20 protein-coding genes and 1 pseudogene are annotated in these 23,811 nt (G+C 70.4%); 14 read left to right on the top strand and 7 right to left on the bottom strand.

The features are described 5' to 3' along the window. Positions 1-14: 14 nt before the first annotated feature. The 3 genes from IE198_RS24925 to IE198_RS24915 are packed head-to-tail and all read left to right on the top strand — an operon-like array spanning position 15 to position 2,968. On the top strand, positions 15-1,652 hold the full coding sequence (locus tag IE198_RS24925) for a 4-coumarate--CoA ligase family protein (protein ID WP_189890302.1): 1,638 nt from the start codon (positions 15-17) through the stop codon (positions 1,650-1,652). Between the two features lie 3 nt (positions 1,653-1,655). Then, positions 1,656-2,387 (top strand): enoyl-CoA hydratase family protein, encoded by a 732-nt coding sequence (locus IE198_RS24920; RefSeq protein WP_189890300.1) that lies wholly within the window; start codon positions 1,656-1,658, stop codon positions 2,385-2,387. Beyond that, entirely contained in the window at positions 2,375-2,968 is a 594-nt protein-coding gene (locus tag IE198_RS24915; protein WP_189890298.1) for a TetR/AcrR family transcriptional regulator, read from the top strand. The genes IE198_RS24920 and IE198_RS24915 overlap by 13 nt, the downstream gene beginning before the upstream one ends. A 101-nt stretch (positions 2,969-3,069) precedes the next feature. Here IE198_RS24915 and IE198_RS24910 read toward each other — a convergent pair whose 3' ends face one another. After that, positions 3,070-4,170 (bottom strand): citrate synthase 2, encoded by a 1,101-nt coding sequence (locus IE198_RS24910; protein ID WP_189890296.1) that lies wholly within the window; start codon positions 4,168-4,170, stop codon positions 3,070-3,072. A gap of 399 nt (positions 4,171-4,569) precedes the next feature. Between IE198_RS24910 and pdxH the strand changes: the two genes are divergently transcribed. Then, positions 4,570-5,193, top strand: coding sequence for a pyridoxamine 5'-phosphate oxidase (gene pdxH / locus IE198_RS24905; RefSeq protein ID WP_229834309.1), 624 nt, complete (start codon positions 4,570-4,572; stop codon positions 5,191-5,193). 399 nt (positions 5,194-5,592) lie between these two features. Beyond that, positions 5,593-6,939, top strand: a complete 1,347-nt coding sequence (locus IE198_RS24900; RefSeq protein ID WP_189890294.1) for a PAS domain-containing protein — start codon at positions 5,593-5,595, stop codon at positions 6,937-6,939. A 185-nt stretch (positions 6,940-7,124) separates the two neighbouring features. On the opposite strand, the gene IE198_RS24895 is transcribed toward IE198_RS24900, so the two are convergent. Beyond that, positions 7,125-7,880 (bottom strand): SIS domain-containing protein, encoded by a 756-nt coding sequence (locus tag IE198_RS24895; RefSeq protein WP_189890292.1) that lies wholly within the window; start codon positions 7,878-7,880, stop codon positions 7,125-7,127. Between the two features lie 189 nt (positions 7,881-8,069). On the opposite strand from IE198_RS24895, the gene IE198_RS24890 reads away from it, so the two are divergent. From IE198_RS24890 to IE198_RS24875, 4 genes and pseudogenes are all read left to right on the top strand, one after another. After that, positions 8,070-8,762, top strand: a complete 693-nt coding sequence (locus IE198_RS24890) for an iron-dependent transcriptional repressor DtxR (protein ID WP_005316070.1) — start codon at positions 8,070-8,072, stop codon at positions 8,760-8,762. 621 nt (positions 8,763-9,383) lie between these two features. Next, entirely contained in the window at positions 9,384-10,247 is an 864-nt protein-coding gene (locus IE198_RS24885; RefSeq protein WP_189890397.1) for an alpha/beta fold hydrolase, read from the top strand. Further along, complete coding sequence (locus tag IE198_RS36415; RefSeq protein ID WP_308426850.1) at positions 10,244-11,104, top strand: hypothetical protein; 861 nt, start codon at positions 10,244-10,246, stop codon at positions 11,102-11,104. Before IE198_RS24885 ends, IE198_RS36415 begins: the two co-directional genes overlap by 4 nt. A gap of 135 nt (positions 11,105-11,239) precedes the next feature. After that, positions 11,240-11,922, top strand: a pseudogene (locus IE198_RS24875) (Tn3 family transposase); the annotation flags it as partial. Between the two features lie 40 nt (positions 11,923-11,962). Here the strand turns inward: IE198_RS24875 and IE198_RS24870 are convergent. After that, positions 11,963-12,826 (bottom strand): hypothetical protein, encoded by an 864-nt coding sequence (locus tag IE198_RS24870; RefSeq protein ID WP_189890291.1) that lies wholly within the window; start codon positions 12,824-12,826, stop codon positions 11,963-11,965. A gap of 1,466 nt (positions 12,827-14,292) precedes the next feature. Between IE198_RS24870 and IE198_RS24865 the strand changes: the two genes are divergently transcribed. From IE198_RS24865 to IE198_RS24855, 3 genes are all read left to right on the top strand, one after another. After that, entirely contained in the window at positions 14,293-14,988 is a 696-nt protein-coding gene (locus tag IE198_RS24865) for a hypothetical protein (RefSeq protein WP_189890289.1), read from the top strand. 338 nt (positions 14,989-15,326) lie between these two features. After that, the gene (locus IE198_RS36680) at positions 15,327-15,524 is read left to right on the top strand and encodes a transposase (protein WP_373299966.1); all 198 of its coding nucleotides are present in this window, start codon (positions 15,327-15,329) and stop codon (positions 15,522-15,524) included. Between the two features lie 306 nt (positions 15,525-15,830). Beyond that, entirely contained in the window at positions 15,831-16,241 is a 411-nt protein-coding gene (locus IE198_RS24855; RefSeq protein ID WP_189890285.1) for a resolvase, read from the top strand. On the opposite strand, the gene IE198_RS24850 is transcribed toward IE198_RS24855, so the two are convergent. The 4 genes from IE198_RS24850 to IE198_RS24835 form a co-directional block, all read right to left on the bottom strand. Next, the gene (locus IE198_RS24850; RefSeq protein ID WP_189890283.1) at positions 16,231-16,761 is read right to left on the bottom strand and encodes a hypothetical protein; all 531 of its coding nucleotides are present in this window, start codon (positions 16,759-16,761) and stop codon (positions 16,231-16,233) included. The genes IE198_RS24855 and IE198_RS24850 overlap by 11 nt on opposite strands. Positions 16,762-16,810: 49 nt before the next feature. Further along, positions 16,811-18,409 carry a transporter gene (locus tag IE198_RS24845; RefSeq protein ID WP_229834300.1) on the bottom strand — a complete coding sequence of 533 codons (1,599 nt, stop codon included), beginning with the start codon at positions 18,407-18,409 and terminating at the stop codon, positions 16,811-16,813. Continuing rightward, entirely contained in the window at positions 18,406-19,218 is an 813-nt protein-coding gene (locus IE198_RS24840; protein ID WP_189890280.1) for an ABC transporter ATP-binding protein, read from the bottom strand. Before IE198_RS24840 ends, IE198_RS24845 begins: the two co-directional genes overlap by 4 nt. Before the next feature lie 90 nt (positions 19,219-19,308). Next, a complete protein-coding gene (locus IE198_RS24835) occupies positions 19,309-19,986 on the bottom strand; it encodes a bifunctional DNA primase/polymerase (protein WP_189890278.1) in 678 nt (225 codons plus the stop codon). A gap of 285 nt (positions 19,987-20,271) precedes the next feature. Between IE198_RS24835 and IE198_RS24830 the strand changes: the two genes are divergently transcribed. Both IE198_RS24830 and IE198_RS24825 read left to right on the top strand, forming a co-directional pair. Continuing rightward, positions 20,272-21,657, top strand: a complete 1,386-nt coding sequence (locus IE198_RS24830; protein ID WP_189890276.1) for an NsdA family TPR-like regulatory protein — start codon at positions 20,272-20,274, stop codon at positions 21,655-21,657. Between the two features lie 264 nt (positions 21,658-21,921). Continuing rightward, positions 21,922-23,754: a hypothetical protein gene (locus IE198_RS24825; RefSeq protein WP_189890274.1), complete on the top strand. Its 1,833-nt coding sequence runs from the start codon at positions 21,922-21,924 to the stop codon at positions 23,752-23,754. The last annotated feature ends 57 nt before the right edge of the window (positions 23,755-23,811 follow it).

Here is a 23,811-nt window from a genome sequence, read left to right as displayed (position 1 = left end):
CCGAGGGGGCTGTCATGGTGTTCCGCAGCAGCTACGCAGATGTCCCGGCCGTCGTCGAACCCATCCACGAGACCGTGCTCGCCCGCGCCGCCGAGTACGGCGACACCGTCGCCCTGCTCGACGGGGTGAAGGGCACCACCGTCACCTACCGACAGCTCGACCTGTTCCACCGGCGGATCGCCGCAGCGCTCGCCGAAGCCGGCCTGCGCAAGGGTGATGTGCTGGCGCTGCACAGTCCCAACACGATCGCCTACCCGGCCGTCTTCTACGGGGCCACCCGCGCCGGCGCGACGGTCACCACCGTCCATCCGCTGTCCACGGCCGAGGAGTTCGCGAAGCAGCTGCGCGACTCCTCGGCCCGCTGGATCGTCACCGTCTCCCCGCTGCTGGAAATCGCCCGCCGGGCGGCGGAACTCGCCGCCGGGATCGAGGAGATCTTCGTCTGCGACCGGGCCGACGGGCACGTCAGCGTCCTCGACATGTTCGGCTCCACCGCGGCCGAACCGGTCGTCGACATCGATCCGTCCGAGGACGTGGCGGCCCTGCCGTACTCCTCGGGCACCACCGGCGGCCCCAAGGGCGTGATGCTCACCCACCGCTCCATCGCCACCAACCTGGAGCAGCTCGCACCGGTCGCCCCCGCGGGCGTCGGACACCGCATCCTCGCCGTGCTGCCGTTCTTCCACATCTACGGGCTCACTGCTCTCATGAACGCCCCGCTCCGGCAGGGCGCGACGGTCGTCGTGCTGCCGCGCTTCGAGCTCGACACGTTCCTCGGCGCGATCCAGGAGCACCGCATCAACGGCCTGTACGTCGCCCCGCCGATCGTCCTCGCCCTCGCCAAACACCCGGCGGTCACCACGTACGACCTGTCGTCGCTGGAGTACATCGTCAGCGCCGCCGCCCCGCTCGACGCGCACCTGGCCCAGGCGTGCTCCGAGCGGCTCGGGCTGCCGCCCGTGAGGCAGGCGTACGGCATGACGGAGCTGTCGCCCGGCACCCATGTCGTGCCGCTGGACGTCGAGAACCCTCCGCCCGGCTCGGTGGGACAGTTGCTGCCGGGCACCGAGATGCGCATCCTCGACCTCGACGGCTCCGGCAGAGAACTGGGGACCGGAGAGGACGGCGAGATCGTGATCCGCGGCCCGCAGGTGATGAAGGGCTACCTGGGCCGGCCCGACGCCACCGCCGCCATGATCGACACGGACGGCTGGGTCCACACCGGCGACATCGGGCGGGTGGACGACGACGGCTGGCTGTACATCGTCGACCGGGTCAAGGAACTCATCAAGTACAAGGGCTTCCAGGTCGCCCCGGCCGAGCTGGAAGCCCTGCTGCTCACCCATGAGTCGATCGCCGACGCCGCGGTGATCGGCGTGCTCGACGACGACGGCAACGAGATCCCCAAGGCCTACGTCGTCCGGCAGCCGGGCGCCCATGGGGGCACCTCCCGGGCCGAAGGCTCCGGGGGACTCACCGAAAACGACGTCCTCGCCTTCGTCGCCGAGCGCGTCGCCCCGTACAAGAAGGTCCGCCGGGTCGAGTTCATCGACGGTGTTCCACGCGCCGCGTCGGGGAAGATCCTCCGGCGGGAGCTGCGGGACCGTGAGAACGGTACGAAGGAGCAGCGCACGACCGGTACGAAGGAGTAGCGCATGACCGTCGTCACCGCCCACGACCGGGGCATCACCACCCTTACCCTCGACGCCCCGGCGAACCGCAACGCCCTGTCGTCGGCACTGGTCGGCGAACTCGCCGACGCACTCACCAGGTGCGCCGGCGACCCGTCCGTACGGGCGGTGGTCCTCACCCACACGGGATCGACCTTCAGCGCGGGCGCGGACCTCAAGGCGCCGCCCAGCCCCTACACGTTCGTCGCGCTGCTGCGGCAGATCGTGGCACTGCCCAAACCGGTGGTGGCGAGGGTCGCCGGTCATGTGCGGGCCGGCGGCCTCGGTCTGGTCGGGGCGTGCGACATCGCGGCGGCGACGGCGGGCTCCGACTTCGCGTTCACCGAGGTCCGCATCGGGGTGGCACCCGCGGTCATCTCGCTGCCGCTGCTTCCCCGCATGCAGACGCGGGCCACCGAGCGCTACTACCTCACCGGGGAACGCTTCGGCGCGGCCGAGGCGGCGCGCACCGGGCTGCTCACCCTCGCCGCCGACGACGTGGACGAGGCGCTTGCGCCGCTCCTCGACGGGCTGCGCAGGGCGTCGCCGCAAGGGCTGGCGGCATCGAAGCAGCTGGTCACCGCTAGGGTGCTGGAGACCTTCGACCGGGACGCGGAAGACCTGGTCCAGCGCTCGGCGTCGCTGTTCGCATCGTCCGAGGCTCGCGAAGGGATGACGGCCTTCCTCGAACGACGGGACCCCGCATGGGTGTTGTGACGCCACCGACCGCCAAGGCCCCCAAGCAGGACCGCAGCCGGGCGACCCGGCAGCGGCTGCTGGAGGCCGCGGTGGCGTGCCTGGCCGAGGTCGGCTGGGCCGGCTCCACGGTCTCGGTGGTGGCCGAACGCGCCGGCGTCTCGCGCGGGGCGGCCCAGCACCACTTCCCGACCAGGGAGGACCTGTTCACAGCCGCGGTCGAATACGTGGCCGAGGAACGCTCCCAGGCGCTGCGGGAGCTCCCCTCCCAGGACCGTCAGGCCGTCGTCGCCGCCCTCGTCGACCTCTACACCGGGCCGCTCTTCCGCGCCGCGCTGCACCTGTGGGTGGCGGCGTCCAACGAGGAGCAACTGCGCCCGAGGGTCACCGAACTCGAGGCGAAGGTCGGCCGTGAGACGCATCGCATCGCGGTCCGCCTGCTGGGCGCGGACGAGTCCCGCCCCGGCGTGCGCGAAACCGTCCAGGGCCTGCTCGACATGGCCCGCGGCCTGGGCCTCGCCAACCTCCTCACGGACGACGCGGCCCGCCGTAAAAGGGTCGTGACGCAGTGGGCGGAGCTGGTGGCGGAGGCGCTGGCCTAGGTGTACCGCCCAGGGAGGTTGGTCGACCTGGTGATGGGCGGTACACCCAGGGCCCCGGCCTCGCAACCGTCGGGCGCCGCTCGGCGGTTGCGAAGACGCGCTCAGCCGACGATGTCCTCGTAGCCCGAGATCTCGCGCGGGCTGCGCGAGCCGGGACCCACATAGAGGGCGGACGGGCGCACCAGGCGGCCGGTGCGCTTCTGCTCCAGGATGTGTGCCGACCAGCCGGCCGTACGGGCGCAGGTGAACATCGACGTGAACATGTGCGCAGGCACCTCCGCGAAGTCCAGCATGATCGCGGCCCAGAACTCGACGTTCGTCGCCAGCACCCGGTCCGGGCGGCGGTTGTGCAGCTCCTCCAGCGCTGCTTTCTCCAGCGCCTCCGCCACCTCGAAGCGCGGAGCGGCCAACTCCTTCGCCGTACGGCGCAGCACACGGGCCCGCGGGTCCTCCGCGCGGTAGACCCGGTGGCCGAAGCCCATCAAACGCTCGCCCTTGTCCAGGGCACGCTTCACATACGCGGTCGCGTCACCGGTGCGCTCGATCTCCTCGATCATGCCGAGAACCCGGGACGGCGCGCCGCCGTGCAGTGGACCGGACATCGCGCCGACCGCGCCGGACAGCGCCGCCGCCACGTCCGCGCCGGTCGAGGCGATGACCCGGGCCGTGAACGTGGAGGCGTTCATCCCGTGCTCGGCGGCCGACGTCCAGTACGCGTCGACGGCCTTGACGTGCCGCGGGTCGGGCTCGCCGCGCCAGCGGATCATGAAGCGCTCGACGATGGACTCCGCCTTGTCGATCTCGCTCTGCGGCACCATCGGCAGACCCTGGCCGCGGGCACTCTGTGCCACGTACGACAGCGCCATCACGGCCGCCCGTGCCAGGTCGTTCCTGGCCTGCGCCGCGTCGATGTCGAGAAGCGGTTTCAGACCCCAGACCGGGGCGAGCATCGCCAGCGCCGACTGCACGTCGACCCGGATGTCACCGGAGTGCACCGGGATCGGGAAGGGCTCCGCGGGCGGCAGGCCCGGGTTGAACGCGCCGTCCACGAGCAGGCCCCAGACGTTCCCGAACGAGACGTGTCCGACCAGTTCTTCGATGTCGACGCCCCGGTAGCGGAGCGAGCCGCCCTCCTTGTCCGGTTCGGCGATCTCCGTCTCGAACGCGACGACTCCCTCGAGTCCAGGTACGAAGTCGGACATCAGGCGGCTCCTCAAGACGTGTGCGACCAGACGTGTGCGGCATGCGGCGGCCGACGGTCGTGGGTCGGTCACCCCGGTGATGCCCCGTACGGCCCGTGGTCACGGGGTCGCCGGAGGCAGGCACGATATCCCCTGCTGTAGGGAGGCCACAGTGGCCCGACCCAAGATTTTGGCCGGTCCGTCTGGTGCGGGGAAGCGTGACATCCGGCACAGTGCCCCATTTCGCGCAGCGAGGGTTGGCGGCACTCCGTGCCGGGCAGACTTGGCCACTGCGGCAGGATGTGCGTCGTGACCGACCACGCCGCCGCCCCCGAACCCGGCCCCTCGGACGTGACCGTCGCGGGCCTGCCCGCGCCCGACCCGGCAGAGACAGAACTCGTCGTCCCCGACCCCGCCGTCATGCGTGAGCAGTACCGCTCGACCCCCCTCGACGAGAGCGCGCTCGCCGCGGGCCCCATGGAACAGTTCGCCCAGTGGTTCTCGGAGGCCGCCGCGGCCGCCCTGCTGGAACCCAATGCGATGATCGTCTCGACGGCCACGCCCGACGGCCGGCCCTCCTCGCGCACGGTCCTGCTGAAGCAGTACGACGCCCGAGGCTTCGTCTTCTTCACCAACTACGAGTCCCGCAAGGGCCGCGAGATCGACGCCAATCCGTACGTCTCGCTGCTCTTCCCGTGGCATCCGCTCGAACGCCAGATCATCGTTACCGGCACGGCGTCCCGCATCGGCCGGGACGAGACCGTCGCCTACTTCCGCACCCGCCCGTACGGCTCCCAGCTCGGCGCCTGGGCGAGCGACCAGTCCACGGTGATCGCCTCACGCGAGGAACTGCTGCGGCGCTACGAGGAGCTGAGCGCCCGCCACCCGGAGGGCGAACAGATCCCCGCCCCCACCCACTGGGGCGGCATCCGCGTGGTACCCGACACGGTGGAGTTCTGGCAGGGCCACGAGAACCGCCTCCACGACCGCCTTCGCTACGTCCGCACGGACGGCGGCTGGCGGGTCGAGCGTCTGGCGCCGTAGCAGGGCCCGCAGACGCAGACGACCCGTGGGCCTTGGTCCCTCCGTCCGGACGGAGGGAGCCGGCCGGACTTACCGGCGGCCCACGGGTCGGGTGACTGCTTGGGTTTCGGCAGGACGACCTGCCGAGGTGCACAGAGTGCGACGGCAGGCCGTTAGCCCGCAGTCACCTCACGAGTCCGAAAAGAAACCATGTTTTCGGATCACCTCCTTTCGCGTGTGCCCACACCCTAAGAACCGCTGCGGAACGGTTCAAGTGATTTAGGGCTCCCGTTTCTCGCGGGCGGCAGGGTCGACTCAGGGCATGGGGGATTTCCGGGAACGCTGTGTGTCGTGGGTCACGTTGAAGTTGAATGGGGGCAGGCATCGGTGCACGTGGACAGTCCTGCAGGGGGTCCCGGGATGAGTGCTTCCAGAAGTGAGATCACCGACGCGCCCGGCGCCGGAGGAGGCGAGCCGGAGCCGGGCGGGGCCGAGCTGCTCGCGGCGCTGCTCGACGGGATGGACGCGGCGCTCTGCGCCTTCGACGCCGCCGGGACCGTGACGCACTGGAACCGCGAGGCGGAGCGGATCCTCGGCTGGTCGGCGAGGGAGGCCGTCGGGCGGCGGGGCTTCGCCGGGTGGGCCGTGCGCAGTGCCGACGCCGGCGAGGTGCAGGGGCGGCTGATGGCCGCGATGGAGACGCCGGGGCGGCAGGTGCACGAGTTCGCGCTGCTGCGGAAGGACGGCGGGCGGGTGCTCGTACGGACGCAGTCGGCGCGGGTGCTCGGTGCGGACGGCAGGCCCGCCGGGGTGTACTGCGCGTTCAGTGAGGTGCACGCCCAGATCGACCTGGAGCGGTCCATCGCGCTGAGCGAGGCGCTGTTCGAAGAGGCGTCGTGGGGTGTCGTACTGGTCGACGTCGATCTGCGGCCCGCCGTGGTCAACGGGGAGGCGGCCCGTGCGCTCGGGGCGGGTCGTGCGTCCCCGCTGGGGCGGCCGCTCGGGGAGTTGCTGGTGCAGGGCGTGGAGGAGTTGGAGGGCGCGCTGCACCATGTGCTGGCCGAGGGCGCGCCTCGTGGACTTGTGGACTTGTGGGTGGTCGTCGCCGGGGCGGGCGGGCAGGAGCAGCGGCGCTGCTGGCGCAGCGGGTTCCTGCGGCTGGCCTCGCCGCTTGCGGAGGAGCCGGTTCCGCTGGGGGTGGGATGGCTGTTCCACGACGTGACGGACGTCAAGCTGGCGGAGCAGGAGGCGAACCGGCTGCGGTTCCGGGCCGGTCAGCTGCATCGTGCGGGGCGGGCGGCCTCCGAGTGCGAGGACCCGCTGGAGGCGGCGAGCGCGTATCTGGACTTCGCGCTGGCGGGCTTCGCCGACCATGTGCTGCTCGACGTGGCGGAGGACGACGGCGAACGTCTGGTGCGGGCTGCCGCGTCACCTGCAGGGGCGCCGGGGCCCTGCGCGGGGGTGTCGGGCGGCGGGCTGCCGGTGCGGTACGAGCCGGGGCATCCGGCGTTCCAGGCAGTGGAGCGGTCCGGCTCCGTGCGGGCGAGCGGCCTTCCCGGAGAGTGGGCGGAGCGGCGTCAGTGGCCGGCGGACGCGGCGCACGCTCTGTGCACGGCGCTCCGCAGCCGTGGGCGGACGGTGGGGGTTCTCACCTTCCTGCGGGGCGCGGCCCGCCCCGCCTTCGAGCGCCCGGACGCGGTTTATGCGGAGAGCGTCGCGGTGCTCGCGGCGGCGGCACTGGATCTGGCGCAGACGGCGACCGAGTGAGGGGCGGGTGCGCCTTGCGCGGGCCTGTTCCCCCACCCCGCCCCTCCCCGCTGTATCGGTGTGCGGCGTATCGGTGTGCGGCGTGTTGATGCGCGGATCCGCCGCGTGGGGGCAGGGCACGGCCCCGGTCCCACGCTTCGGGCGGCCCGCGCGGCGGCCACCTGCTCCCGCACCGCCCGCGCGGCTCAGTGTCGGAAGAAGATGCGGTCGGCGTACTCGCTCATCACGCGGCCGTTCCACTCGTGGCCCCCGTCCACGTTTCCCGAGCGCAGCAGCGGCGGCTCGATCCCTCGGTCGGCGAGCTGTTCGGCCGCGGCCGCCATCGTCGCCTGCATCAGGGCGCTGGTCACGACCGTCGAGGCCGGGGCGAAGGGTGCCTCGATGCCCGGGTGGGTCAGTTCGGCGTCGCCGATGGCGATGTGCGAGTCGAGCACGATGTCGCAGTGGTCCTTGAGGAAGGTCCCGGAGGCGTGCCGGGACTCGGTCTGCTGCGCGTACGCGACCGATGTGACACCGATCACAGTGAGGCCGAGCGCGTGGGCGTTCATCGCCATCTCGACGGGCAGCGCGTTGCGGCCGGAGAGGGAGATGATCACGAGCAGGTCGCCGGCCCGGGCCGGGCTGGAGTCCAGGACCGCGCCCGCGAGGCCATCGACGCGCTCCAGCGCGGACCCGAGCGTGGCCGGCATGACGTCGACGCCGACGACGCCGGGGACGGCGAGCAGGTTCATGAGGGCAAGGCCGCCGGCACGGTAGACGACGTCCTGGGCGGCGAGGGAGGAGTGCCCGGCGCCGAACGCGAAGAGCCGGCCGCCCGCGGCCACGGTGTCGGCGACGGCGGTCCCTGCGGCCGTGATGCTCGAGGACTCCTCGTCCCGTACGCGCTGCAGCAGACCGATCGCGGCGTCGAAGAACTGACCGGCCAGCTTGCTCTCGCTCATCGACGAGCCCTTTCCGCAGGGGTGAGTCAGTACGGGCGGTACCCGTGTCGCGGATCACGTTGCGGTCTGGACCATTGCCCTGTCAATACGGTCCGGACCGGGGAGCGGCACGGTTGTCGGCCGGATGCGCAAGAATTGAGGCGGGGCCAGCGGACGACTGATTTCAAGTCACAGCATCGAGGGGCACGTATGTCCGGACTGATCGACACGACGGAGATGTATCTCCGCACCATCCTCGAGCTCGAAGAGGAGGGTGTGGTGCCCATGCGGGCCCGGATCGCGGAGCGGCTCGACCAGAGCGGTCCGACGGTCAGCCAGACCGTGGCGCGCATGGAGCGCGACGGTCTGGTGACGGTGGCCGGGGACCGGCACCTGGAACTGACCGGCGAAGGCCGCCAGCTGGCCACGCGCGTGATGCGCAAGCACCGGCTCGCCGAGTGTCTGCTCGTCGACGTCATCGGGCTGGAGTGGGAGCAGGTGCACGCCGAGGCGTGCCGCTGGGAGCACGTGATGAGCGAGGCGGTGGAGCGCCGGGTGCTGGAGCTGCTGCGCCACCCGACGGAGTCGCCCTACGGGAACCCGATCCCGGGGCTCGAGGAGCTGGGCGAGAAGGCCGAGGCCGACCCGTTCCTGGACGACAGCATGGTCTCGCTGGCCGAGCTGGATCCGGGTGCGGACGGCAAGACGGTGGTGGTGCGGCGGATCGGCGAGCCGATCCAGACCGACGCGCAGCTTATGTACACGCTGCGGCGTGCGGGCGTGCAGCCCGGTTCCGTGGTGAGCGTGACCGAGTCGGCGGGCGGGGTGCTCGTCGGCAGCAGCGGTGAGGCTGCGGAGCTGGACGCGGAGGTGGCGTCGCACGTCTTCGTCGCGAAGCGCTGACGCCGGCCGCGCCCGACGGCAGCACCGGCCCCGCCCCTTTCCGGGTGCGGGGCCGGTCCCGTTCCGTGGCGGCGCTCGCTCAGTGTCGGGGCGTGCATATCCGGTTTCCGTCCGGAATGGCAGCGGCCGGGCGAATCGCGTGCCACCCTGTGGCTGAGGCATATGACCACGGTCGGGGATGGGGATCCCGCCGAGGGCAGGGGAGGGGATCTCACGGTGATGCGCCTGTCGTACGCCGCGCGTCGGAACCGGCCCGGAAGCCGGTGTGGATGCGGGCAGGAACGCACGCGTCCGGTGTCGCGCCGCCCGGTCCGCTCGGGCCTCGCGACAGGAAGGAGTCCCGGCGCCCGAGGGCGCCGGGACCTGTCCTCCCCTGTGCTGACCCGGAGCCCCGAGCTCCCAGGGTCACTCCCCACGGACCGGTTTCCCCGAGCGGCCCGCCTCCCGCAGAAGATCTCCCCTCCGAGGCGCGGGTCAATCCCCGAGCATGGTCACTCGAATGAGGGGTGTTGCGCGGCAGAACCGCGTTTTCGAATACAGGTTCGATAGTGTTGCAGGGTTCGACACGGGGCTCGCGACGAGCCAGTCCGACTCGGGGGAGAGAAGGGGGTGCCAGGACCGATGGTGCGGCGCATCGACGTGACCGGAACAGGTGGCGTACGCCTGGCTGCCTGGGAGTTCGCCGACCCGCCGAAGGGATGCGGCGAGGGCGAGCACGCCCCGGGTGTTTTACTGCTTCACGGCCTGATGGGCCGCGCCTCGCACTGGGCGTCCACGGCCCGATGGCTCACCGAGCGCCATCGCGCGGTCGCGCTCGACCAGCGGGGCCACGGCCGCAGCGACAAGCCGGCTGAGGGGCCCTACACCCGCGAGGCGTATGTTGCGGACGTCGAGGCCGCGGTGGAACAGCTCGGCCTCGCGCCGGTGACCTTGATCGGCCATGCGATGGGGGCCCTCACCGCGTGGCAACTGGCAGCCAAACGGCCCGATCTGGTCCAGGCGCTGATCATCTGCGACATGCGGGCCTCGGCGCTCGGCGCCGCGACTCAGCGCGAGTGGGAGAACTGGTTCCGCTCGTGGCCCGTGCCGTTCGCGACCCTGGCGGACGTCCGCAAGTGGTTCGGTGAGGACGACCCCTGGGTCGAGCGGCCGAACCCGGCCCGTGGCGAGTTCTTCGCCGAGGTCATGGCCGAACGGGCCGACGGCTGGCGCCCGGTGTTCTCCCGCCGCCAGATGCTCACCTCACGTGAGACATGGGTCCACGACGCCCACTGGGAGGAGCTGGCCCAGGTCCGCTGCCCCACCCTGGTCGTCCGCGGCCTCGACGGCGAACTGGGCCGCGCCGAGGCCCAGGAGATGGTCCGCGTGCTGCCCCGCGGCCAGTACGGCGAGGTCGCCGACGCCGGCCACCTGGTCCACTACGACTGCCCTTCCGGCTGGCGCACGGCGATCGAGCCCTTCCTGGAAGGTGTCCTGACGCCGTGACAGTGCCACGTCCGCCCGCGCCGCCGCTCGCGCAGGGCCCAGGCCCTCACGCGGAGCTTCAGATCGCCGAAGTCCGGGCGAGGGACGGGCGTGGCGCCGTGTGCGTCGTGCGCTGCGTGGGCGGCGTCGTCCGGGTCGGGCAGGCGTACGAGGACGGGCGCCTGGTGGTCGAGTGGATCGACCGGTACGGACAGCGGGTGGAGCGGGTGGATGCGCCGCACAGCGCGAAGGTGCGCCTCTCCGGCGTGTGTGCGGTGGAGATCCGTGAGCGGACGATCCTCTGCACGCACGGCCCCCGGCGTTATGGGTATGTCGGCCCACGGGAGATCTGGCGGGCCGCCGAGGATGCGCCGGAGGGCCGGGTCGTCCGAAGTCCCGAGGAGTTCAGGGCGTGGGCCGCGGAGCGTGAGGCCGGGGAGTTCGCGGAACCGTTCACGTACGTCGTCGACTCCGCCGGCTTCCTGCGGCTGGCCGCCCGGCGCAGCGAGCATGTCGCCTGCGCCGGGCGGGACAGTGTCCGTGCGGCCGGTGAGGTCGCCTTCCGGTGGGACGGCGGCCGCCCGGCGGTGGCCGAGGTCAGCAACCAGTCCACCGGCTACTGCCCCGACCCCGACTGCTGGCCGTCCGTTGCCGCCGCACTGGACCGGGCCGGGATCGTGCGGCCAAAGCGGTTCACGCACGACATCGTCTTCCGCCACTGCCCGGGGTGCGGCGAGCTCAACATCGTGCGCGAGGGGGACTTCGTGTGCGTCTTCTGCCGCAGCGACCTTCCGGCGGCGACGGACGCCGGCGGTCTCAGCCGATCGGCCGGCGGATCTCCTCGCGGACCTGAGCCGTGGCCTCCGCCGCGGCACTGAGGTCGACCTCCTTTGGGGACTGCGTCGCCCCGGCAGCCGTGATCACCGACACCGAGGCGTTCGTGTTCTCGTCGGCCCACGCGCAGATGGGAAGCGGGCTGCTGCCGCCGCCGTCCTGGGCGCGGACCCGGGGGCCTGGACGACCAGCGGTTCTGGCGGGCCACGATGCCCGGCGTCGAGACCGGAACGTACGGCGTGGTGGAGGACCTGGCCCGCAACCGCGTGAACCTGAACAAGGTGATCACGCACTGGCCGGACATGCTGAAGGTCGCCGATTCCCTGGTCACCAACCACGTCCGCGCCTACGACCTGCTGCGGATGTTCGGACGTGACGGGCGCCCGACGCCGCTGGGGCGGCGTTCGCGGAGTACGGGCGGATCGCCAAGACCGAGCACTTGCTGCGCGTGGTCGACCCGGTGGACGACACCTACCGCCGTCAGATGAACCGGCAGCTCACCGTGCAGGAGTCCCGCCACAAGCTCGCCCGGGACGTGTGCCACGGCAAGCGCGGCACCATCCACCAGGCGTACCGGGACGGGATGGAGGACCAGCTTGGCGCGCTCGGCCTGGTCCTCAACGCCATCGTGCTGTGGACCACGAAGTACATCGACGCTGCCGTCGAACAGCTCCGCGCCGAAGGCCACGAAATCCGTGACGAGGACATCGCCCGACTGTCCCCGGTCAAGCACCGCAACCTGAACCTGCTCGGCCGTTACAGCTTCACCGCCTCTACCCCGGCCGCCGGCGCCCTGCGCCCGCTGCGTGACCCAGACGCTCCAGAGCTTGACGAGAACGAAGACGAGACGCCCGCCGACTGAAGCGCCCGCGCTTCTTGGCCCTTCTGGGCTGATGTTCCGGTCAGGAGGTGGCCAGTGAGATGGAGTAAAAGTGTATCTCTGTCTCGATGAGCGTCGCTTCAAAGTTTCCGTCGTACGCTTTGAGGAAGAAGCCGGTGATGGAGTCGAATGCTCCTGGCAGAACGGCTTCGCCGAAAGTGCCGTGCTTGCGGCACAGCGCGGACAGCGGCTGGAGTTCTTCGTCAATCTCCTCCGCCATGGCGTGGCGCAGCAAGCTGCCACGACGCATCTGGGGTATGTGGTTCAGCCTGTCCAGCTGTTTTTCGCGGATGGCCTCGATGTCCTGATGCATCAAGTCGGGTTCGACATCGGCGTAAATCGTGGGAAGCAGCATCGAGCCGTCCACCGCTGGGGCGTCAGCACCGTCCGTCCTCGGGACGGGGCGGCCCGGAAGCTGAACTGACCTCTCCACTCTGTCCCACCGCAGATCGCCGAAGTTCGAGAAATCCCACAGCACTTCGACTGGAGCACGGTAATAGGGAAGTGACTTGACGTAGGAAGCCGCCTGTTCCGCCACCGGCATGACCGTCAGTCGTCCCGCGTGATGCCGTTCGCGGAAGTGGAACCGCTTCGGGGCGTTCTTGGGCTCCTCTCTGTAATTCAGGTCCAGCCACTCGCGCAGATCATGTGCGATGAAATGCTCGAAGCTTACATCGGGGATGTCTTCTCGTTTCAGGCAGCTGACGTGGAGCTCGTAGTCTCCGCGAGCTCGGACAGGCGCAGTTTTGCGGAAGACCTGGACTTCAGGATCGGCGTGGATGAAGCTTCCCCAGTCGCTGTACATCTGCCACGGAGTGGGGAGTGTCACCGCCTCGAAGTCCCTGTTCATAAACGCCTTGCCATCCAGTACATGTATCGCGCTCATTACAACCTTCAAAGATCGACTGCCGCGAGTTTAGGCACAGGGGCACGGCAAGGCCGTGAACCCGCAATCCTTACCTCAGCCCCCTGGCCGGAGGGAGAGGCTGTCTGCTGCTTCGCAGTTGACAGGGGCAACGTGTCTCACGCGGGCTTTCGCAAGGTGAGCTGGCCCAGGCGTGATCGTAAAGGCCCTGCGCTCCCGAAGCTGCCGTGAAGCGACAAGTAGCTGTACGTAAGGCCCGCTACCCTCCGCTACATCCAGCGGCAGATGGATGCTTATCGCAGTTACTGCTGGGCATCTTTCCGTCTGCTCTGGCCTTGCTGCCGGCTGGTGTCCGGTGTCGGGAAACGCGTCCATCTTGGGGGCGACGCAGCCGCTTCTGTACCGGCGTCACTTTTTGTGAGTAGTCATTACTCTACGCATGGAGTCGGGCGGGTGTTCCAATAATGCATGAAATTCTCGGCAAACGCTGCAGCGGAACCTGGCTGACACAGCGCCTTAATGGGGCAGTCATGAATCAAAACCCGACCGTCACTGGTTGGTAGATAGGCAGCCGAGTCCGAGTGATTCGCAGACCTCCAGAGAGAGATGTTTCAATGAAGCGCCTGAAGCGACTAGCGGGAATCTTGTCGGCGACTGCACTAGCGAGTGCAGCGATTGTCGGATTCTCCGCGGCGGAGGCCAGTGCGGCTCAGGTTCAAAGCTGCAGCGCGTGGCAGGCAGTCCCCCACCTGTCGGGGTTCTGGCAGAAGGCGTGCCTCGTCAAAGACGGTAGCCACAGCTACGCCCATGGGATCGTGACCAATACGGGAGGCATCACCAACACCGCCGGCCTTGAGGTGAGGAACAGCGCGGACTTCGGCACCACCGGGCGTACATGCCCTTCCCGCGCCGTCGCACCGGGACAGAGTTTCTCCTGCAGCACCCCGTGGACGCTCGACCAGACCCCCACCTGGGCTGACACTGCGACAAGCACGTATGGGATGTTCTTCACCACGGTGTCGCCAGCGTTCTGAGCGCTGCCGCGACATGCGGCCGTGCTGTGGAGCAATTGAGACTTCCCAGCGAAGCCGCGCCCGGTGCTAGGTACCGAAGACGGATTTGAGCGGTGGCGCCGATACAGCCTGTGCTGAGTCCGGCCAGCGCGATCTTGTAGTCGGCGCCGCCGCCTTCGTTTGGCGATCGAAACCTTGGCGGAGCCCTGCGCCCGGCCGTCACCGAAATGACGGCCACACCGTCGAAGAGATCCAGCGCCTATGACAACAGGACCGGCACCGTGGCTCTGACCGCCTCGCCCGGCCGTCTGGAACGTGCCATCGGAAATCATCTACGCGAAATACATACGGGGCGCATGACAATTCGGTAGGGGTGCCTGAGACGCTCCACAGGGCTTTCGCAACTCGAATCAAGGTGCAGGAATGCCCGGATCAATGAATAAGCTAGCGAGTAGTTTCTAGGATGGGGATCTCATGAAGAAGCTTCTGTCATCTGCAGCTGCTCTCGTGGCTGTGACTGCGGGATTTTTGATTCCCGGAACTTCAGCTCAGGCGGCCGCACTCCCAGACTACTACATCGTGGAGGTCACATTTGACGGATTCTCCTCGACCTTCAACGATTGCGAATTCTTCGAGGGTTGCGATCGGGCTGAGGTCTACGGAACCCTATCGGCCGGATCTCAGGCCCCCGGTGCCGCCACCGTAAGGCGCAATGGCGCCCTTAACCTCGCGGCGTGGCGCGAAGAAGATCGGGATTGCTCGTACAACGGGACTGAGTGGTCCAATGCGCCATGGAATAGCAACAATCAAGACCTGGCCAGTTGCCCCAGAGGGGTTTACTCAGGCACTCAGTACAAATTCTCAGATACATTCCTCTGCGCAAGCGGCACTTACAAGAGTTGCGATTCAAGCCACCCCCGGATTAAGAACAACAACAAGGTCGAGATGTCCGTATATGCGGGCGATCAGCTGAAGATCTCCTACAAGTTCATGGACAAGGACAGTTCCTCGGGGGATGACGTGCTGTGTGAAGGTAATCTCTTCATTGGGAATCTCACTTACTCCACACTGCCTGGCCTTTCACTGTCGGACAAAGCCTCCTCCGGCGGGGAATCCAACTCGTCATGCACCGTGCACTACCACCTTGAGACTGTCGGCGCAGTGATTTGAGAAAGAGACCGCACGCTGGTCCGGGATGCCTGCCGGGCGGCAGCAGTTGCCGCACCTTGGCCGGCACGGACGTGGAGTGCCACAGCAGCGCTTCCGGGGCGCCCACTAGGCGCACCGTCAGGGCCAGAGTGATGAGATGCCCGTCCAGCAGCGCCCAGACAGTCGCGACAAGGAAGCTCAGCCGCTAGGTGTCCGACAGCCGTCGCCCCGTGAGGAGCATGACGCATCTGGTTGAACGGCTGGAGCCTCACGAGTTGTTTGTGCTGCTTCGGAGGGTCCGCCGACGGAGCTGAAGCGTTCGCAGGGCGGGGCCGGCTCCGAGCCGGTGACCGCGAGCACTGGCCGCGATCATCTTCGTGGCCACCTCGGGATGCACCTGGCGGCAGCTCCCACCTGCGTTCGGTCCGTGCCGGCAGCCGGTTTACCGATGCTTCGCCCAGTGGAGCCGGGCCCGCGTATGGGCCCGGCTCCTCCGGGTCGTCCTCGACGAACTCGGGACGCGCCCGGACGTGACGAGTGATCGAGGCGCCGACTAGAGTCGGCTGCTCGATCACCGGAGGGAAGCGGCTGCCTGTCCCTGGAGCTACGACTGTGGGTCCACACCCCACCACCCGCCCTCAAGCGGTCACTCATCCTCGGGGACTGCGACCACGCCCTGCGCAGCGCCCGACCGGCGTCCCTATGTACCGGTCAGTGCGTGATGGCTTGGATCGGGGCAATGAGGGGCCGCCGCTGCGGTGATGGCGTGGGAGCAGCTCCTCCGAGCGCGTCATGGAACGCGGACAGGAGATCATCGATGCGGCGGGCGGGTTTCTTCCATCCCGGCCGACCAGACCGACGCCGTGCGCACCGCGTACCTGGAAGGCCGGTCCATCGCCGCCCTCGCCCGTGACCACGGCGTCAGCCGCGGTGCGATCCGTACCGCCGTCGCCGACCTCCTGCCCGACCACACCGTCAGCGAGGAGGACGCGCCCGCCCCGGAGCTGCCGGTCACCCTCGACATGCCGGGCAAGGTCGCCGACTACCTCCGCACCACCGAGCTGGAGCCCGCCGAGCGCGCCGCGCTCGACCAGGGGGCGACCGTACGGCGCGGTCAGGGCTACACCCTGCGCGTCGGCGCCGTCCCCGCCGTACACCACCAACTCCTCGCCCGCTGCCAGCCGCTCGACGGCGGCCAGGGCCTCCCCGCAGTCCCGGCCCAGCGCAAGGCCCGCCGAGAGTACGAGAACCGGGTCAGCGCGCTCACGCCCTGACCGTGATCGTTCTCAGCGCCAACCGCTGTACCGATGTTCCCCGAGGCCGAACACGGCCCTCCGAGGTGGACGTGTACTGGGCCACCGTGGCCTGCGGATCCCGGATGCTGGACTCGTCGACGGGGGACGACTCGAGCTGCTGCTGCCGCTGGGCGGACTGGTCGTCGGCGAGCTCGTACTTCCCGTCGAGCAGCGTCTTCGGTGTCGTCAGTTCGTATTCGGCAACGGGGAATTCGCTGCCGCCGCCCGCGTCGTCCGGGTGCAGGTCGACGCTGTTGCCGAACCAGACGAGGAGGAGGATCAGCGGGATCGCCCCGAGCGCCAGGGTGAGGGTCAGGCCGGTACGGTTCTTCCTCGGCGGCACCGGCGGCGGGCCGTACGGCGGCGGGCCGCCCCAGCCGCCCGCCGCCGGGTGGGGCTGCTGCCCGTAGCCGGGCTGCGGGTGCCCCGGCTGCTGCGGGTACTGCGGTTGGCCGTACGGATTCGGCTGCTGCCCGTACGGGTTCTGCGGCATCGACATGGCCATGACGCTACTCAAACCGACGGCGGCACCCTGCGCACCGGGCCCGTCACCCCTTGCTGACCGCCGTGAGGATCTCCGGCAGCCGCCTCGCCGTCTGCGGGGCCGCGATCCGCACGCCCGCCCATGCGATCAGTGCCCCGTAGGCCGCGCCGACCGGCAGCAGGAGCCCCTGCGTGCCGGAGCCGGCCGAGGCGTTCAGCAGGACCGTGAGGACGATCACCGGGGCGCACAGCAGCGCCGCCATGACCATGCCGCCGAGGAGCGAGAGCCAGGCGAGGCCGCCCTGCCCCGGCGCCACGTTCTTGTACGCGCTGTCCTGCGGGATCGAATACGGGAAACGGGCCGACGAGACCGCGCCCGTCGCCAGCATCGCGCCGAGCAGGGCGAACGACAGGCCCAGCACCTCCGGCAGGTCGTGCCACCGGCCGAGCGCCGCCGCGGTGAGCAGGGACACCAGCGTCATGTACGGGAGGGTGATGACGAGCATCGCCAGGGCCCGGGCCCGTAGTTCCTCGTACGCGTCGCGCGTGGAGGAGATCGTCATGGCGACCATCCAGAAGGCCGAGGTGTCCTGGCCGAACTGGTTGTACATCATGATGCCGAGCATCCCGGCGGCGAAGCAGGCGAAGTAGATCGAGCCGGTGCCCTGCAGGGCGTTGAAGATCGGCACGATCAACCCGATCGCCAGCGACGACACCCAGGCGCCCTTGGTCTTGGGGTCGCGCCAGATGTATTTGAAGCTGCGCTGCATGACCGTTCCGGTGCGGCCCTCCGGCAGCAGCCCGTGCAGCCTGCCTGCGGAGGACGGTCCCCGGGTGGGCTCCGACGCCGCGGCGAGCGTCGAACCGTCCGGGGTCGTCATCAGTTTCGTCAGGCTCCGCCGCCAGGCCCGCAGCAGGAGGACGAGAGCCAGCGCGGACAGGGCGAGTTGGGCGAGCGCGGCGCCGTACGCGCCGTCGCTCGCGGAGTCCACCGCGCCGATCGCGGACGCGGGCGGTACCCACCGTACGATCGCCGCGGCCGGCTCCAGCGCGGCGAGACCGCCCGCGTCACCGAGGCGCTGCACACCGAAGTTCACGAACTGGATGCCCACCGCGATCACCAGGCCGCTGAGCACCGCCAGATCGCGCCCCCGGCGGGAGGTGAGCAGCCGGATGTTGGCGGCCGCGACGGTACGGGCCAGCGCCAGGCAGACCAGCAGCGTCAGCGGCACGGCGACGATCGACACGAGCAGCGCGACGGCGCCGTGCGAGAGCGCGACGGCCGAGCCGACGACCATGCAGAGCGTGAACAGCGGGCCGATGCCGACCAGCGACGCGACGAGCAGCGAGGCCACCAGCGGCCCGGGCCGCAGCGGCAGCATCACCAGGCGCGTCGGGTCCAGTGTCTCGTCGCCGCTCGGGAAGAAGAGCGGCAGCACCGCCCAGCCGAGCGCGAGCAGACCGGTGAGCAGGACGACGAGCGACAGGGCGTGTTCGTTGCCGCGCAGCAGGAGCAGTCCGAGCAGTTGGAGCGCGGCGAACAGCAGCACCACCACCATCGAGACGATGAACGCGGCCCTGCGTCCCGACGACTGGCGCAGCCCGTTGCGCAGAAGCGACAGCTTCAGCCGTACGAAGACGGACGTCAGGGATGCCGTGCTCAACGGGCACCGCCGCCGAGCCAGTCCAGCGACTTCCCGTTGTCCCGGCCCTGCGCTCCGACCAGTTCCAGGAACGCGGCCTGCAGCGACGGCGCATCGCCGAGGACCTCTGCCAGCGGGCCTTGTGCCCGGATCGTGCCCGCCGCCATCACCGCGACCCAGTCGCACAGCGACTCGACCAGCTCCATCACATGGCTGGAGAAGACGACGGTCGCCCCGGAGGCGGTGTACCGCTCGAGCACCCCGCGGATCGTCTGCGCGGACACCGGGTCGACGCCTTCGAACGGTTCGTCGAGGAACAGCACTTCAGGGTTGTGCAGCAGCGCCGCCGCGAGGCCGATCTTCTTGCGCATCCCGGTCGAGTAGTCGACGACCAGCTTGTGCTGCGCCCCCGCGAGATCGAGTACGTCCAGCAGCTGCCCGGCCCGCTTGTCGACCTCGTCGCCCGGCAGGCCGCGCAACCGACCGTTGTAGGCGAGCAGTTCACGTCCCGACAGGCGTTCGAAGAGCCGCAGCCCTTCCGGCAGCACGCCGATCCGCGACTTGACCTCGACCGGGTCGAGCCACACGTCGTGGCCGGCGACCTGCACCCGGCCCTGATCGGGGCGGAGCAGGCCCGTGACCATCGACAGGGTCGTGGTCTTGCCCGCGCCGTTCGGCCCGACCAGCCCGATGAAGCTGCCGGCCGGCAGTGTCAGGTCGATGCCGGCGACGGCGATCTGCTCGCCGAACCGCTTCCACAGGCCCTCGACATGTACGGCGGGCGGGGCCGTACGCGCCCCGCCCGCCCGGTCAACCGTCTGGTCCGGCATCTGCTTGTACGCCCTTCACCCGTCCCCGTGAGTGCCGAAGGCACCGATGTCCGGGTCCAGCCTACGGACGCGGGTGAAGGGTGTGCAGTCTCAGCCCCCGCCCCGGCCCTGGCGCATCCGCGCCGCCGCCGGGTCCCTGGCGCACGCGTACGCGAGCGGGCTGATCAACTCGTCGGCGTCCGGTAGCCAGCGGTTGGCGGGCGTGGGGCGGCGGGCCCACTGCACGGCGCCGTGGCCGCCGACCCTCGTCGGTGGAGCGGCGACGTAATGGCCTTCGCCGCGGGCGACGAGATCGAGGGAGCTCGGGGCCCAGCCCAGCTTGCTGATCAGGTCGGGGACCTTGAGGGCGGCGCCAGGCAGGACGAAGAACAGCATCCGGCGGTCGGGGGTGCAGGTCACCGGGCCGAGGGGGAGGCCCATCCGCTCCATGCGCGCGAGCGCAAGGAACCCGGAGGATTCCGAGACGTCGATGGCGTCGAAGGTGCGGCCGGTGGGCAGCAGGATCGAGGCCGTCGGCTGCATCGACCACAGCCGGCGGGCGGCCGTGGCGCTGCCGGTCGCCTGGTTCGCCCAGTCCGGCCGCGCCGCGTGGGCGCCCGGCAGAGAACAGCGGAGATCGCCGCACGAGCAGCGCTGCGTGCCTTCGACCGCCTCCAGCCAGGTGCCGGGGAACACGTCCCAGTGCCGCTCTTCCGCGTACCGCACGGCGCTGTCCAGCAGTTGCTCGCCTCGCTGCTGGGGGATCCGTGCGGCTTCCGTGACTCCCATGGTCTCTTCCACGACACACTCAACTGCCGCCGCAACCCCGGGTTACGGGGCGTGATGCGGTGGGCGGTGGAGCATCGATCCTGCATGTGGGGCGCACGGGTGCACGGCCGGGGGCGCGCACGGGCCGCGGGCCGCTGGGGCGGGTAGGCAGTGCGGGGACGCGTACGGAAAGGCAAACAACGGGGCGCGACGGCAAAAGGAACCAACCAGACCAACTCTGCATTCTCCGTATATCAGCCGGGCATTGATCAGCTCATTGATCAACGCGGCATCAGGGGGTAGTTCATGGCAGCCAGGCCTCTCGTCGTCCGCCGGCCTAACGAACGGCTTCAGGCACTCATCCAGGAAGCCGGATGCTCGAACGCCGGGCTGGCCCGGCGCGTCAACATGGTCGGCGTGGAGCGCGGCCTCGACCTGCGCTACGACAAGACCTCCGTGGCCCGCTGGCTGCGCGGGCAGCAGCCGCGGGGCCGGGCCCCGGGAGTCATCGCGGAGGCGCTGGGCCGCAAACTCGGCCGTACGGTCACGATCGACGAGATCGGCATGGCGGGCGGCAAGAACCTCGCCACCGGCGTCGGCCTGCAGTTCGCGCCGACGGTCCCCGGCGCGATCGAGCAGGTCTGTGAGCTGTGGCGCAGCGACGTGGGCCGGCGCGACTTCCTCTCCGGCTCGGCGGTCGCCGCCTCCGCCCTCGTCGAACCGAGCAGGGACTGGCTGATCACCGGCGCGGACGCGCAGGTGGCGCGCACCGCCGGGGCGCGGGTCGGCCTCTCGGACGTCGAAGCGGTCCGTGCGATGACCGCGGCGCTGACGGAGATGGACCACCGCTTCGGCAGCGGCCATGTGCGGCCGGTCGTCGCGCACTACCTGAACAGTGTGGTCTCCGGGCTGCTGTCCGGCTCGTACCGGGAGGCCGTCGGCCGGGAGCTGTTCGCGGCCGTCGCGCGGCTGACGGAGCTCGCCGGCTACATGGCCGTGGACACCGGCCAGCCCGGGCTCGCCCAGCGGTACTACATCCAGGCCCTGCGCCTCGCGCAGGCCGCGGGCGACCGCGCCTACGGCGGCTATGTGCTGGCCGCCTCCATGAGCCACCTGGCCGCCGAACTGGGCACCCCTCGCGAGATCGCTCAGCTCGCCCGGGCCGCACAGGAAGGCGCGCGGGGGCGGGTCACGCCCCGCGTGCAGGCCATGTTCCTCGCGGCGGAGGCCCGCGGGCACGCCCTGCTGGGGGACGGCCGCACCTGTGACGAGGTGGCGGCCGAGGCGGTCGCCGCGCTGGAACGGACAGATCCGGAGAAAGGGGATGATCCTGACTGGATCGCCCACTTCGATCACGCGTATCTCGCCGACGAGCTGGCGCACTGCTACCGAGACCTCGGCCGGGCCGAAACCGCGGCGCGGTACGCGAGCGACGCGCTGGAGGGCCTGCCCGAGTCGCGGGCCCGCCGCCGGGCGATCGGCCTGGTCCTGCTGGCATCCGCGCAGGTCCAGCAGCGCGAGGTGGAACAGGCCTGCTGCACCGGCACGCGGGCGGTGGAGCTGCTGGATACGCTGCGCTCGAGCAGGGGCGCGGAGTATCTGGACGATCTCCAGCTGCGGCTCGAGCCGTACGCGCAGGAGCCACCGGTGCGGGAGTTCGCGACGCGGCTGGAGCAGCGGACGGCGGCGTAGATCCCCGTAAAGTCCGGCCCGGCCCGCTCCGGCACAGGCCGCAGCGGGCCCGTCCTCCGCGCGGACGGTGACCATTTCGTGGACCCGCCCTGTGGTGAAGGGCACAGAGCGGGGCAAGGGGGCGCGGGGGCAAGGGCTTTCCGGCGGGCTTCAACAGCGAGTTGTGTCCGCATCTTGTTACCGCTTCGGCACGTGTGTGCGGACCGCTGGGGGCACCCGGTAGCGTGAACCGACGATTCCGTAGGTCCACACGTAGGAGTCCCGGTGACGCACAGCGGACAGGGTGACGAGCAGCGGCTGCCGGCCGCGCGGCCCGCGCACGAAGGCGTCGTGCTGCCCGCCGACGGAAGCGAGCCCCTCATACCCGGCGCGCAGGCGGCTCCCGCGGGTGGCCAGCCCTGGGGTGAGCCGTGGGGTCCCCAGCAGCCACCGCCGCAGTCGCCGGAGGCGGCGCCGCCCGGGTACGGCTACCCGGCGCCCGTCGGTGGTTACGGCTACCCGGCCGCGGCCCCGGCCCAGGCCGGTGGCTACGGCTACCCCGCGCAGCCGGCTGCGCACGCCGGCCAGGTCGCGACGTCGTCACCCCCGCAGCCGGGGGCGCCGGCCCAGTTCCCCGTTCCGGGTACGCCCGCGGGCCCACAGGGCGGTTACGCGCCTGCGCCGCAGGGCGGCTCCCAGCAGTTCGACGCACCGGGCGCACCCGCAGGTGCCGGCCCGCAGGGCGGATATGCGCAGGCGGCGCCCCAAGGCGGCGCTGCGCAGGGGCAGTTCACTTCGCCGGGCGCGTCTGCAGGTGCGCTGCCGCCGCAGACGGCCCAGGGGGCAGGCCCCCATGGCGACTTCGCGGCACCGGGCGCCCCCGGAAGCGCGCTGCCCCCGCAGGCGGCGCAGGGCGGATACGCGCAAGCTGCCTCGCAAGGGCAGTTCGATGCGCCGGGCACGCTGCCGCCGCAGTCGGCGCAAGGCGCCGGCCCGCAAAGCCGGTATCCGCAGGCCGACCACGGCCAGGCGCCGGGCCGGCACGCGGCGGACGCCCGAGGCGGCGCCCCCGCGCCAGGGGCCGACTCCGATGCCACGCAGTACATCGCGCCCGTCGGGCCCGGCGCGTTGCCGCCGGAGATGCCCGCGGAGTCGACGACGTTCCTCGGGACGGGGCGCCTGGCCGCCGGCGGCCCGCAGGGAGCCGACGCGGATGCCACCCAGTACATCGCTCCCGTGCCGCCCGCTCCCAACGGGGCGCCGTTCGGCATCAGGCCCGGCGCTCCCGGGGACCGGCAGCCGCCCGCGGAGTTCGACAGCCTCTTCCGTTCGGAGGGCCACGGCGGGGCCGAACCGGCCGACGCCACCCAGCAGATGCCCCGCTTCGAAGGGTCGCCGCCCGCGCATCAGCAGGCGGCCCGGTCGTCCTACCAGCAGCCGGGCCGTCAGGAGCCGCGGTACGACCCCGAGCCCGAGCCGGGCCGCCGTTCCACCGCGCCGGTTATCGCCGCGCTGGTCGTCGGGTGCGCCGTACTGGGCCTGGGCCTGGGTGCCGTGATGTTCGGCGGAGGTGACGACGACAAGGACCCGGTCCCGGACAGGAACGTTGCGGCCGACTCCCCGGCGCCCGGCGAGGCGAGTCCCAGCGCGAAGGCCGCCGACCCGGCGGAGCCCCAGGCCCAGGAGCTCGACAAGCTCCTCGCGGACAGCAACAACAGCCGTGCCGCGGTGATCCGTTCGGTCGAGAACATCAGGGTGTGCAAGAACCTGGACCAGGCTGCCACCGACCTGAAGGGCGCCGCCCAGCAGCGCCGCGACCTGGTGACCCGGCTGGGCACGCTGTCCGTGGACAAGTTGCCGGACAACGCCGCGCTGACCGCGTCGCTGAACAAGGCGTGGCAGGCGTCGGCGTCGGCCGACGACCACTACGCGGCCTGGGCGCTGCAGACCAAGGGCAAGAAGGGCTGCAAGGACGGCAAGGCACGCGTCACCAAGCAGACCGCCCAGGGCAACCAGGCGAGCGGCGAGGCGACCACGGCCAAGAACGAGGCGTCGAAGCTGTGGAACGTGATCGCCCGCAAGTACGGTCTGACGGAACGCAGCAGCAGTCAGCTCTGAGAGCGGCGGACCGCCCCGGCCGGGATCGATCCGGAGCCGGGGCGGCAGGTCCTGGCG

It is taken from the genome of Streptomyces xantholiticus (genome assembly GCF_014651015.1).
Taxonomy (GTDB): domain Bacteria; phylum Actinomycetota; class Actinomycetes; order Streptomycetales; family Streptomycetaceae; genus Streptomyces; species Streptomyces xantholiticus.
This window is presented reverse-complemented; position numbering and strand designations above follow the sequence as displayed.